The 13,044-nt window shown below is 38.5% G+C and carries 13 protein-coding genes; 2 read left to right on the forward strand and 11 right to left on the reverse strand.

Features of this window, described 5'->3' with window-relative positions:
- Nucleotides 1-10 precede the first annotated feature (10 nt).
- Together AC0KUU_RS09695 and AC0KUU_RS09700 are read right to left on the reverse strand one after the other, a co-directional pair.
- On the reverse strand, nucleotides 11-313 hold the full coding sequence (locus AC0KUU_RS09695) for an ArsR/SmtB family transcription factor (protein WP_025752152.1): 303 nt from the start codon (nucleotides 311-313) through the stop codon (nucleotides 11-13).
- Between the two features lie 12 nt (nucleotides 314-325).
- A complete protein-coding gene (locus AC0KUU_RS09700) occupies nucleotides 326-1,105 on the reverse strand; it encodes an SDR family NAD(P)-dependent oxidoreductase (protein ID WP_043982166.1) in 780 nt (259 codons plus the stop codon).
- A 308-nt stretch (nucleotides 1,106-1,413) separates the two neighbouring features.
- On the opposite strand from AC0KUU_RS09700, the gene AC0KUU_RS09705 reads away from it, so the two are divergent.
- Nucleotides 1,414-2,646, forward strand: a complete 1,233-nt coding sequence (locus AC0KUU_RS09705) for a helix-turn-helix domain-containing protein (RefSeq protein ID WP_043982164.1) — start codon at nucleotides 1,414-1,416, stop codon at nucleotides 2,644-2,646.
- Between the two features lie 74 nt (nucleotides 2,647-2,720).
- Here the strand turns inward: AC0KUU_RS09705 and AC0KUU_RS09710 are convergent, their stop codons facing one another.
- The 9 genes from AC0KUU_RS09710 to AC0KUU_RS09750 all read right to left on the reverse strand — a co-directional run bounded on the left by AC0KUU_RS09710 (nucleotide 2,721) and on the right by AC0KUU_RS09750 (nucleotide 11,829).
- Nucleotides 2,721-4,208 carry a phytoene desaturase family protein gene (locus AC0KUU_RS09710; RefSeq protein WP_043982162.1) on the reverse strand — a complete coding sequence of 496 codons (1,488 nt, stop codon included), beginning with the start codon at nucleotides 4,206-4,208 and terminating at the stop codon, nucleotides 2,721-2,723.
- A 116-nt stretch (nucleotides 4,209-4,324) separates the two neighbouring features.
- Complete coding sequence (locus tag AC0KUU_RS09715) at nucleotides 4,325-4,915, reverse strand: superoxide dismutase family protein (protein WP_025752148.1); 591 nt, start codon at nucleotides 4,913-4,915, stop codon at nucleotides 4,325-4,327.
- A 188-nt stretch (nucleotides 4,916-5,103) separates the two neighbouring features.
- Complete coding sequence (locus tag AC0KUU_RS09720; RefSeq protein ID WP_322551982.1) at nucleotides 5,104-5,589, reverse strand: YusW family protein; 486 nt, start codon at nucleotides 5,587-5,589, stop codon at nucleotides 5,104-5,106.
- 116 nt (nucleotides 5,590-5,705) lie between these two features.
- Nucleotides 5,706-7,088, reverse strand: coding sequence for an aspartate kinase (locus AC0KUU_RS09725; RefSeq protein ID WP_043982160.1), 1,383 nt, complete (start codon nucleotides 7,086-7,088; stop codon nucleotides 5,706-5,708).
- A gap of 195 nt (nucleotides 7,089-7,283) precedes the next feature.
- On the reverse strand, nucleotides 7,284-9,155 hold the full coding sequence (locus AC0KUU_RS09730; RefSeq protein ID WP_013056836.1) for a PTS fructose transporter subunit IIABC: 1,872 nt from the start codon (nucleotides 9,153-9,155) through the stop codon (nucleotides 7,284-7,286).
- A gap of 12 nt (nucleotides 9,156-9,167) precedes the next feature.
- The gene (pfkB, locus tag AC0KUU_RS09735) at nucleotides 9,168-10,082 is read right to left on the reverse strand and encodes a 1-phosphofructokinase (protein WP_025752144.1); all 915 of its coding nucleotides are present in this window, start codon (nucleotides 10,080-10,082) and stop codon (nucleotides 9,168-9,170) included.
- Complete coding sequence (locus tag AC0KUU_RS09740; protein ID WP_013056834.1) at nucleotides 10,079-10,831, reverse strand: DeoR/GlpR family DNA-binding transcription regulator; 753 nt, start codon at nucleotides 10,829-10,831, stop codon at nucleotides 10,079-10,081. Before AC0KUU_RS09740 ends, pfkB begins: the two co-directional genes overlap by 4 nt.
- A gap of 381 nt (nucleotides 10,832-11,212) precedes the next feature.
- Nucleotides 11,213-11,353, reverse strand: a complete 141-nt coding sequence (locus tag AC0KUU_RS09745; RefSeq protein ID WP_013056833.1) for a hypothetical protein — start codon at nucleotides 11,351-11,353, stop codon at nucleotides 11,213-11,215.
- 122 nt (nucleotides 11,354-11,475) lie between these two features.
- On the reverse strand, nucleotides 11,476-11,829 hold the full coding sequence (locus AC0KUU_RS09750) for a YolD-like family protein (RefSeq protein ID WP_043982157.1): 354 nt from the start codon (nucleotides 11,827-11,829) through the stop codon (nucleotides 11,476-11,478).
- A 248-nt stretch (nucleotides 11,830-12,077) separates the two neighbouring features.
- Between AC0KUU_RS09750 and AC0KUU_RS09755 the strand changes: the two genes are divergently transcribed.
- Nucleotides 12,078-12,917, forward strand: a complete 840-nt coding sequence (locus AC0KUU_RS09755; protein ID WP_043982155.1) for a YitT family protein — start codon at nucleotides 12,078-12,080, stop codon at nucleotides 12,915-12,917.
- Nucleotides 12,918-13,044: the final 127 nt, after the last annotated feature.

Consider the following 13,044-nt stretch of genomic DNA (forward strand, 5'->3'; position numbering starts at 1 on the left):
TTTCATCTCCCTATAAACATTCGCTTTCAACTGTAGCAAGCAAGTTTTTTAATAGCTCGACTGCCTCATTTAAAGCTAATGAATAATATCTCTGCGTTCCTTTTTGCTCAATTTGCACAAGCTTTTGATCGCGTAGAATTTTTAAATGATGAGAAATTGCCGGTCGTGATAGCGTAGACTCATTTGCAATTTCATTTACGGTTAAAGGCTCTTTTTCCGCGAGCAGCAAAATAATATCTTGTCTTGCTGAATCACTTAGCGCCTGAAAAATAGGAATGCTGGCACGAAATAACTCGACTGCTTTTTGACTCATATAGATTCTCCTTTATTTAATTTCTTGTGTTCTGCGGACAACGGATGTAAGCCACTTTCTTGGCACGAAGCGCGGGATGAACGTAGCGAGACGAAACTGTACTCCTGGTACGATAACCGTCTGCCCTTTCATAAATTTTTTATAGCCAACTTTCGTTACTGTTTCTACATCCATTGCACCGCTTTGAAAAAGCTTGGAGTTACTTAGCTGGGCTCGGTCGCTAAAACCCGTTTTAGTTGGACCCGGGCATAGAGCACTTACCGTTACATTGGTACCTTTTAATTCATTTTCAAGGGCCTCTGTGAAAGATAATACGTACGCTTTCGTTGCGTAATATACCGTCATAAGTGGACCTGGCATAAATGCAGCAACAGATGCAATGTTTAAAATTTTCCCGCGATTTCTTTTGACCATATCCGGTAAAAATAATTTTGTTAAATGAGTTAATGCTCGAATATTTAAATCAATCATGTTTAACTCTTCATCTAAAGCTGTTTCAATAAATTTGCCGTATAGTCCAAAACCAGCATTGTTCACTAAATAGTCAACGTGCATTTTTTTATTTTTAAGTTCTTCATATAATGACTGTATCTCTTCTTCTCTTGATAAATCCTTAACAACCGTTATGACTTCAATATTATAAGTAGATTTTAAATTCTCTCCAATAGCGGCTAGTTTATCAGCGCTTCTGGCAACTAAAATTACAGGATGCCCATCCTTTGCGAATTGATAAGCTAATTCTTTACCTATTCCTCCCGACGCACCGGTGATGAGCGCATAATGCTGTGACATAGTGTTCACTCCTTATGTTTATATGTTCAAGAACTTAAACATTTAAACTTATCTTATAGGACTCATTTTTTCCCGTCAACTGTTTTCTATACTCTTCTTTTCTTTTGTGTTTTCCATTTTTTCCATTTACGCATTTCTGTACATTTTTTTACAAAATATGCGTTTTCTTTACATAGAAGGCTAATGTCGTCTAGTTTTGACAACCTTTGTCACCTAGCAGGAAAACAAGTGAAGATATGGTGAATACAACATACAACAAATAATCCATTACATAGTTGGATGAAAATAGATAAGGGAGGAAATGAAAAATGATGGAGTCATATACAATTAAAAAAGTAAGTGATCAATTAGAGGTAGAAAAGAAAACGCTAAAACAATGGGAAAAATTATTGGGCAGCTATTTAACAATTGAACGAGTAGATGGAGCCCGTGTCTATACAGAGGAACAAATTGAATTATTTAATGATATTAAACAGCTGTTTGATGAACAATGTACGTTAGATGAAGTCAAAGAATACGTTCAGCTGCTGATAAAAGAACAAGAAGCACAGGAGCATTTAGTGATGGAATCAGAGGCAGCGGTTTCAAAAGAAGAAGAACCGGCACAGTTGAAAACTGCTAAAAAAGAAAACGTCATTGATTTTCAAGAACATTCCAATAAACAAATGAAGCAAGAAAAGAAAAAAGCTGCTGAAAAGCAGGAAAGCATTTCAGAAAATAAGCAGGAGAAGACCCCTCCTATACCTGAAGCACGATTAGCTACTAAAGAAGAAAAGCAGGCTATTTCTGCTTCTATTGAAGAGCCAAAACCAAACGACCTTGTTGTGAATGAAAAAGAACTGCTTCAAGGGGAATTAGTAGAAGCTGTTCGCCGCTATGAAGATGTGTTTGAGGTACTTGATACATTTAAAGCTGATTTGTTAAAAGAAATGCGAGAAGGTATGCGAAATGAAGTTCGCGAAGAAATTGTCGGAGAAGTAAAAAGAGAGCTTGAAAAAAGTGCTACCCAAACTGTAGAAATGGTGGAGTCGGTCGGGGCATACATCTCTGAGTCTTCAGAACGCAGTGCAAGAGATGTAGAAAATATGTCTAAAAAAATTATCCGTTCTAACGAAAAATCGTTTGATGAAGTCACTTCTTTGATTGAAGATTATTCAACAATTGCTGAAGAGAAAACCGAGGATATGCGCCTGTTCATGAAAGATGTCATGGAGAATGCGGATGAATCCTCTAAAGAAATGCAGTATTTATTAGACCGATTCTCCAGTAATTCCACCGTTGCGATGAATCAAGTAAAATTTATGGTTGAAAAATTAAACAATTCTTCAACTAATACGACAGAAGAGCTTCGTGATTTAATTGATTCAATGAATGAGGAACGAGTCTATTATTTAAAAGAAATGGAGAAAGAACGTAAGCTTCATCGTCAGAGCGTAGCTGAACGCGAAGAGATGTTTAGTGATTTTGTCCAAACCTTTAGACAAACCGCCGCTGCTGATATGAAGCGAAAACGGAAGTGGTGGAAGCTGTTCCTCTCCTGAAAACACCGGCCCTATGGTAATAGGGCCGGTGTTTTTTAATGGTATGAACAATAGTAGTTTGTATGTAAAAAATGTTAAGGTAACGTATGGCGATGAGACGTTATACTTTGAAACACATGATAGCCGCTTACCGATACGCCTATAGTTCCCGCTCCCGGAAACACTGTATCTCCGCATAACCATAGTCCTTGTAAGCCAGATCGATGCGAAATGCTCTTGAACAAGGCATGATCTAACGTTTGCGGAAAGCCTCCCACTCCCCCGTTTGGGCGAGAAGTGAACCTTTCCCATGCTTTAGGAGCTCCCGAAATTTGATGCTCTGCTTTTCCAATGCCAGGGATAATGGTTTTAATGCCTGCTACCATTTTTTTCTCAAGAACTTGTTTTTGAAGGTCATAGGCTTCTTTGTTGCTCCACTTGCTAAGATCAATGTGAGTAGACACTGTAATTGTACGCTTGCCTTCAGGGGCTCGAAAACGATCATCAGGATGAGAGACTGAGATAAATAAATGATTTCCTTCTGTCATTTCCCCTTGTTCGGATTGAAGTACTTGCTGAAACAACTCTACATTTTGCGGCAGATCTCTTTCATCAATCGCAAAATACATCGAAAACGTTCCCCACTGCGGAAGCTCGCTTTTTTCTTTTGCCCGCTTATGAATATGTTGGTAATCTTCATCATGCAGTAAAGACTTTAAGCTTTGAACCGGCGCGTTGCATACAACGTCTGATGCACGGTAACGGTTACCTCTATGATCATGCACGATCCACCCGTCATTATCACGCTCTATCTTTACTACTTTCCTTCCTAGAGTCGTTTTTCCTCCGCTGGCTTTAATCGATTTTTGCAGCGCTTCTGCGACTTTGTATAAGCCGCCATTCACATAAAAAGCTCCTTCGTGATAAATATCTAACGCCAAACACCCAATAAGCATTGAACAGTTCTCGCTCGTTGTCTGCATGCTGTCTATTAATTGACCATCAACAAAATGAAGAAAGTCCGCTTCGTCTAGCAAGCTGTGTTTTTTTAGTAAATAACTAAACGATTGATGAAAATAAGGCAACAGCTTCACAGAACCAACATTCAACGAACTTACTAGCCTGCTCCACTCACCGACTGTCAGAGGAGGAAGAACCGGCAGAGGCTGCATGAGCTTGCGAATTTCTTTTGCAATTCTAAAAACATTTTCATAAAAGCTCCTAATATTTTTTGCTTTATGAGGAAATTGTTTTTGAAGATAGGAAATATGCTGATGCCGGTCTTGATAATAAATCAGTGTACGATGAGGAAGATGGACTTTCATGATTTTTTCAAGAGAAACCTTTTCAACTTCTAGGCTAAGGTACGTGCCGATTCGCTCATGTATCCCTCCGTGCTCAAATCCCATTCCAAGCGTCGCCCCAACAGGAAACGTATACAAATGGCGCTGAAATTTCCCTGCACAGCCTCCCCATTCTCGAGAAGCTTCTAAAACCGTCACTTCATAATCATGTTTAGCTAAAAGCGCTCCCGCTGTTAACCCACCTATTCCTCCGCCTATTACAACAACTTGCTTATGCATGTTTTCACCTTCTTTCGTTCTTTCTTTTATTGTGCAAAAAAAAGAAGCTTACCGCAATTTAGAAGCGGCTCGTTACTGAAATAAAAAAGCCGTGAATGATCTCACAGCTTTTTGGCTTATTTTGTAATCACTCCACAAACAATCCGATCTCCTGAGTTTCCTGAAGGATCCGTTGTGTAATCGTCGACTTTATCATGTATCACTAATGCCGATCCATCCATATCCAAAAGAGAATTCGGCTTTCCTTCTTGCAGCGTGACAAGAGAAGCAAAAATTTCTGTATCTACTTTGCCATTTGGAGCAACTTCTAGATTGGGCAAATCACCTGCATGCGGGCCTTTTGTATTTTTAAAGCCGTGTTCACGTTTAAAAGGATTAAAATGGGCACCCGCTGTTTTAAAATCCGGCACCTCACATTTTCCTATTTCATGAATATGAAATCCATGTCTTCCCGGTGAAAGACCTTGAGCAGTTAATTTAATGTGCACGCCGTTCTTTGCTTCTGACAGGGTAGCCTCTCCTACTTTTTTGCCCGATGTATTTGTTAAATCCACTTTAACAGGTTCTACCGATACTTCGCTTGTTTCTTTCGCTTCCTCTGTTTTCAGGTGGTTTTCATGAGCGTTATTTTGCTCTTTTACCATGCTGCATGCTCCTAACAATAACAGAACAAAGACTACGCATCCGTTCATTATCAACTTTTGCATCCGTGATTCCTCCTTTTTCTTATTTATCACCATCCTTTCACTATTTTCCTTTTTTTAGACATCAAAAATAAGATTGAGACATACGTTCACCTTACCAATGAAAAAATCCGAACGAGTTGGATTCTTAATGAAGAACCTCAATTCATCGTTCGGATTTTCCTTCAACTAAAATACTTTGTTTTAACGTCTTACTTCTGTTTAAAGTTGTATTCTTTTTCCGTTCCGTTTGAAAAACGAACTTCTAATTCAAACGACTGAAAATCTTTTTTTAGACCAAACGCATTGATTACTTCCTTTTTTACATCTTCATCGGGCGTGCGCTGATCAAAATTTAACTTTTTAAATTTTGAAGATAATTTATTAAAAGCTTTGTCTCCGTTCAAGTGCTCATCGTTAATATTATCATCCACTTTGGCTTCTATCTCATCATTTTCATTTTCGTAGTCGGCTTCATAATCATTGTTGAGCCCCTTATAGTCTACTTCTAAATCAAATTTTGAAAAGTTAAAAGATGTGTTTTCGCTTTGATTATCATAGCTCATCGGCGTTCCGCCATTCGTCACGCCTTGTTTATTTTGAGCTTCTTTTGCCGGTGCTGCATCATCATTGTGGCATGCTGAAAGTACGCTAATACCTATAAGGGAAAAGAATATGAAAAAGGGTCGTTTCTTCACTGTATTTCCTCCTTTGACTTCACTCTTCCTTCCCTTTATGTCCACAAATCTGATTTTTATACGCCTTCACTAGAAAACCCCGCTCTCTAAAAAGAAAGCGGGGTTTTTCGTCTTGTTTATTTTACATTCGAATAAGAAATACTGTACATGCTGTTAAAATACGTATTGTAAAGAGCTTGAACAGCACGGTCTAAAGCATCTGCTTTCACACCAAACATCATGCTCACCTCAGAAGAACCTTGGTTGATCATTTCAAGATTCACTTCAGCACGAGCAAAAGCTTCTGTAGCTTTTGCAGCAATTCCTACTGTGCTATTCATTCCTTCTCCTACTACCATAACCATAGCAAGATCACGTTCAATAAAGATTTCATCCACTTCAAGTTCTTTTTCAATTCGAGTAAATACACGCTTTTCCACATCTGGCGTAAGCTGATGCTCGCGCATGATGACAGAGATATTATCAATTCCTGAAGGGGTATGCTCGTATGAAATACCTTCATCCTCTAAAATTTCAAGCAATCTTCTGCCAAAACCAATTTCACGGTTTAATAAGTATTTGCTCACGTGGATGTTGCAAAAACCTTTATCCCCAGCGATTCCAACTACCGGCGTATCGCCGTGAGGACGCTCAGCTACAATGAATGTACCCTTTGCTTCAGGATTATTTGTATTCTTTACACATACAGGAATGCCTAGTTTATAAACCGGCTCTAGCGCTTCATCATGGAAGACAGAAAAACCTGCATAGGATAGTTCACGCATTTCTCTGTATGTTACTTCTTTCATTTCATGAGGCTTTTCCACAAGTCTTGGATCTACGCTATAAATAGCATCTACGTCGGTAAAGTTCTCATACAAATCAGCTTTTACTCCCGCTGCTACAATTGAGCCTGTGATATCTGACCCACCGCGCGAGAACGTAACCATGTTTCCTTCTTCAGAGTAGCCAAAGAATCCTGGAATCACCAAAATGCCCGAACGCTCTCTTAGCTGCGGTAATTTTTCATAAGACAGTGGAAGCACTCTTGCTCTTCCGGGTTCATCAGAAACAAAAATACCTGCTTCTTTTGGATTTACATAATGAGCTTCAAAACCTAAATGGTTTAAATAAGCAGCCATTACCTTTGCGTTATTATCTTCTCCACTTGCTTTTAGGCAGTCTAATAAGCGAAATGGATCGTTTTTATGTAAATCAATAAGTGATTGTAAATTCGTAATAATGTCAGTAATAATCGTTTCTGGCATAGACAAGTCCACAACGATTTCACGATAGCGATCAATTACTTGCCCAAACTCATCGACGTAATCTTCTCCAAGCTGTATTTTGGCAGAAAGTGCGATTAGCAAATCTGTCATTTTTGTATCTTCTCCGTATCGCTTGCCCGGAGCTGATACAACCACCAGCTTTCTCTCTTTATCAGACGTTACAATATGCGCAACCTGTTTAAATTTCTCTGCGCTTGCAACTGAACTCCCGCCAAACTTCGCAACCTTCATGTTTGAGACACTTCCTTACTTTGTTTTTAATATTCGATTATTGTACCATATTTTATCAAGTAGAAAAGCTTATCTATCTAACTTTTCTAAAAATTAAAGGAATACTACCGTAATTGTACTCTCATAAAGAACAAATGTCTACCAGAAAAACACAAAAAGACTGATTTTACATCATGTAAAATCAGTCTTTATTTGTTATTCTGCTTTTGGCTTTTTTAATACACCTACAAGGACCGCTGTTACAATTGCACCAATTAAAATTGCTAGTGCATATAAAAGAGGATTTCCTTGTACAATTCCGATAACGAATACGCCGCCGTGTGGTGCTGGTAAACCGATGTGGAACATCATTGTTAAAGCACCTGCTACTGCAGCACCGATAACCGATGCGGGAATCACACGGCCTGGGTCAGCTGCTGCGAATGGAATCGCACCTTCTGTGATAAATGAAAGACCCATTACATAACACGTTTTACCTGTTTCACGCTCTTGGCGAGTAAATTTATTTTTGAACAAAGTTGTCGCAATGGCCATACCTAATGGTGGAACCATACCGCCTGCCATAATCGCTGCGTGTGGTGCATAGTTTCCAGCATCAATCATTGCAATACCAAATGTAAAGGCTGCTTTATTAATAGGACCACCCATATCAATCGCCATCATACCGCCTAAGATAATACCTAATAATACTAAGTTACCTGTACCAAATCCACTTAACCAGTGCGTTAATCCTTTGTTAATCGCACTAACTGGCTCATTTACAACATAAAGCATAATCAATCCTGAGATAAAGATCCCAAATAGCGGATAAAGAAGAACTGGCTTAATTCCATCAAGCGCTTGTGGTAAACCGCTGAATAATTTCTTTAACCCCACTACTACATAACCTGCTAAGAAACCAGCGATTAAACCACCTAAGAAACCGCCTCCGCCAGAAGCTGCTAAAAGACCTGCAACCATACCGGGAGCTAAACCAGGACGATCAGCAATACTCATTGCAATAAACCCTGCTAGTACTGGTACTAGTAAGAAGAATGCATTATCTCCGCCAATTGTTTTTAATGCTGCTGCAAATGCATTGTACGTCGGATCTTTCGGTTCTGCTGAGTGAATGCCAAACATAAATGAAATAGCAATTAAGATCCCGCCCCCTACAACAAACGGAAGCATTGCTGATACACCGCTCATTAGGTGCTTGTAAAACCCTGTACGCTCTGATCCTTTACTTTCTCCGCCTTCTTTGCTGCCACCGCCGCCGCTGTATACAGGAGCGTCTCCTTTTAACGCGCGGTTAATTAATTCTTCAGGCTTGCGAATTCCTTCAGCTACTGGAACTTGAATAACTTTTTTACCTGCAAAACGTTCCATTTCTACTTGCTTGTCCGCTGCAACGATAATAGCGGTAGCGTTTTCAATTTCTTCCTTCGTCAACGCGTTTTTAACCCCGCTGGAACCGTTTGTTTCAACTTTTAGCGTGACATTCATGTCTTTCGCTTTTGCTTTTAAGCTGTCCGCTGCCATATATGTGTGGGCAATTCCCGTTGGACAAGCAGTTACAGCAAGCACTAATTGATCTGAAGCTGTATCTACTTCCTCTTCCGGCGCTTCATTTTCAGTTTCCTTATCATCAATTGCTTTAATGACTTCATCAATTGATGATGCTGTTAGCAACGTTTTTCGGAACGATTCGTCCATTAACAACGTAGACAAACGAGATAATGTTTCTAAGTGAGCATTATTCGCTCCTTCACTCGCTGCAATCATAAAGAATAAGTGTGCAGGCTGTCCGTCTAATGATTCATAATCGATACCTTCTGTTGAGCGTCCAAATGCAATGGCCGGTGTTTTTACCGAGCTTGTTTTCGCATGCGGAATGGCAATGCCTTCTCCAATTCCCGTTGTACTTTGAGATTCACGATTTAAAATTGCTTCTTTATAGCCAGCTCGGTCGCTTAAGCGACCAGCTTCGTCTAATTTTCCAACTAATTCATCAATAACATCAGCTTTTGACGTGCTTTTTAAATCAAGAATGATTGTATCTTTTTTTAATAATTCAGTAATTCTCATTCTCGTTTCCCCCTACTCTACCTTTGTGATTGACACTTGTTCACGAAGCGTCTTTACATCTTCTGCTGTACATAATTCAAGTGAGAATGCTGTGGCACTTCCTGAAGCTACTCCTGTTTGAAAAGCTTCTAATAAATCCCCTTGTTTTACATAAGAAGCAATAAATCCAGCTACAAGTGAATCGCCAGCTCCAACAGAATTTTTTACCGTTCCTTTAGGGACTGTGGCACTGTAGACACCGCTTTCGTTAATAAGCAGTGCTCCATCACCTGCCATAGACACAACGACGTTTTGCGCTCCTTGTTCCACGAGCTTCTTACCGTATACTAGCGCATCTTCTGCACTGTTTACTTCTACATCAAACAATTCTGCAAGTTCATGATGATTCGGTTTGATAAAAAACGGCTTGTGGGACACGACGTCTAGCAAAGTTTTTCCACTTGCATCTACTACAACTTTTACTCCGTTCGCTGCTGCTAGTTCAGTTAACGTTTCATACACAGAACTTGGAAGCGTTTTCGGTATACTCCCTGCTAATACGAAGATATCGCCTTCAGTCATTTGCTTTACTTGAGTCAATAAAGACTGAAGCGCTTCGTCTGTAATAGCAGGTCCTTGACCGTTAATTTCTGTTTCTTTTTCTGTTTTTAACTTTACGTTAATACGGGTATCTCCCTCAACTCTTGTAAAAGCTGTTTCGATATTCTCCGCTTTTAAGTAGTCTTCGATATAGGTTCCTGTAAAGCCGGCTACAAAACCGAGGGCTTTATTATCAACACCTAATCGTTTTAAAACGCGAGAGACGTTAATGCCTTTTCCTCCTGGAAACTTGGCTTCATTCGTTGTGCGGTTAAGCCCGCCTTCTTCGAATGCTGAAACATGTACTACGTAATCAACGGATGGGTTCAACGTACATGTATAAATCATGATTTCACAACCTTTATGTCTGTTTTGTTTGCATACTGTATAAGTACATCGCTAGGTACGTCATTTGTTATAATTTTTGCTTCATGTAAATCGGCTATTTTCGCAAAGCTTGTTTCAAAAAACTTAGTGGAATCTGATAAAATATAAGATTCTCTAGACAGCTTCATTGCCGTTTGCTTGATCAATGCTTCTTCTGGATCAGGAGTTGTATATCCATATTGATGATGAATCCCATTCGCTCCCATAAAGCACTTGTCAAAACGATATTGCTCAAGACTTAAAAGAGCTCCATTGCCAATTAAAGCGCCCGTTTTATGTTTAACAGATCCTCCAATTAAATAGAGGGTGATACCTTGTTCTAGCATCGGGTTTAAATGCATTAAACCATTTGTCACGACAACTACATCTTTTTGCTTTAAAAAAGGAATCATTTCATACGTTGTAGTTCCTGCATCTAAAAAAATACAGTCACCTTCATTTATAATGGAAGCCGCATACTCTGCAATGTTTCGTTTATCTTGAACATTTTTAGCAGATTTTTCGATAACGCTCAGTTCGATTCGTTTACTGCGAATAAGCGAAGCGCCACCATGAACACGTTTGAGCATTTGCTCTTCTTCTAGTTGACTTAAGTCTCTTCTAATGGTTGATTCCGAAGCGCCTGTAACTTCGATAAACTCTTGCACTTTTACAAGTTCTTTCTCTTTTAAAAGTTTTAAGATTAGTTGATGTCTTTCCGGCGTTAACATGTTCTAGCTCCTTTTTCAAAAAAGCGTTTTCATTTATTTCATGTACTTACTTTATCACGGTTTACATTCAAAATCAATCATAAAAAATCAAAAACATTCATTTTTTTAATTACAAAATAAAGTTTTTTGAATGAACAATTAGATTTGCATTTGGTTTAATAATAGTTCATACAAAAGGAAATATGCTGGTAATTCAAGAATTTGTCTACTTTTCTCATTATATGTAAAGGTTTTCTTCCACTTAATTAGTTATGACTGTTTTTGACTATTTCTTGACCGATTGAATTTTTCTGACTGAATCAGCCATAGCTTGTCCTGATTTCATAAAAGCCTACACACCAAAAAAGTTGTCCACCTTTTTGGACAACTCAAAGTGACCCATCATTTAAATAAAAACAGAAGCATATATAATATGGAAGCAAGGGCAGAAGAAATAGCTAAACTTGAGATAAAACGAACGAGTCTTTTTTTAATGAACTGCGTTAATTCGATTTCTCTTACTTGAGTTTTTTCATTTTGCATACAATAATCCCTTCTTTAATTAAAATTTCCTAGTAGCTAGAAGTTGCTACTCGCAGAATATGCTTTTATGTATTGTATGCATGCGTTAAAAAAAAGATACAAAACGAACAAAAAAGCTACTCTTAGCTAGAGTAGCTTTCATCTTTCCATACATCTGCTTCAATTACTGCATCTGCTCGAATCGAATATGTATAGCAAGGGCCTGTAACCATCAGCGTATTCGACTGCAGCGAGACTTTATCAATCGTCACTCGTTCATACCTTTGAATATGTCCTGCTTCATAGACGTGAAGCGTTACTGGATAATGCTCCGAGTAACTGTTCATAATGACATTTTCAATATGCTCAATCTTTTCTTTTTTTAACCCTAAAGGCTGCTTATGCGCATCGGGACTGTACATTTTCTTCATTTTCTCTAAATGCTCGGGCATTACTAACTTCGCATACTGTTTTAATTCATCTTGATACACGTTCATTCTCCCCCTTGACTCTTGCTTCTATTTTACCGAACGAACATTCTCATTGCAAAACTTTTTAATCAAAATAAAAGCAAACAATTCATTTTTTCATACTCCATAAAAACTGTCAAAAGATTTTATGTTAATAGCAGAAAATGATTTTTAAAAAAATAATAATATCCCATCTTTAATTCAGTCTCTAGAGTTGGTATAATACATTGTCATGACTGTGTTTTCGGAGCTTTTGATGATTGGAGGTAACGTTCATGATTAATAAAATAAAAGAAATTATCCTCATTATTCTAGGGAGCCTCATTTTCGCACTGGCCATTAATTACTTTGCTATTCCAAATGAATTAGCAGAAGGCGGCGTAACCGGTGTAACAATGATTACCTATTATGTATTAGGCTGGTCTCCGGGTATCACAAACTTTATATTAAACGGTTTGCTGGTACTGATCGGATACAAATTGCTTCATAAACGTGTGATTGTTTACACAATTATATGTATTATTTTCACTTCTCTATTCCTACATATAACTGAAGGACTGGGAAATCCTCTTGACGATACGCTACTGGGGGCTATTTTTGCTGGTATTTTAGCTGGTGTAGGACTCGGACTTGTGTTTAGAGGCGGCGGAACTTCCGGAGGCTCTGCAGTTATTGCCCGCTTAGCTAATCAATATCTAGACTGGAATATTAGCAAAACGATGCTGGCAATTGATTTATTAGTTGTAGCAAGCGCTTATTTTGTCATCGGTGGAGAAAAGACAATGTATACGGTTATTTCTCTTTACATCGGAACGAAGGTGCTTGATTATATTATTGAAGGACTCAACCCTCGCAAAGCAATCACTATTATTTCACACCGTTCAGTTGAAGTAGCCGAACAAGTCAATAAAAAGATGCAGCGCGGCGTCACTGTCTTTTCTGCTCATGGAAGCTATACAAAAGAAGCAAAAGACGTATTGTACGTAGTTGTGAACAAACAAGAACTGCTAGAATTAAAGCGCATTATTCATAAAGTCGACGAACAAGCTTTTGTGGTCGTACACGATGTACGCGACGTCTTTGGATTAGGTTTTACCATTCCAAAGGCCAGTTGAAAACCCGCTGTAAAAAAGCGGGTTTTTTCTATTATATATGTTTGCGCTGAAAATACTGCAAACCTGCTGTTATAAAAAGAATAAACTTTCTTGGAACGACAATAAAAAGCTCTGTAATGAAAAAGAA

The organism is Priestia sp. ST2 (genome assembly GCF_055810735.1).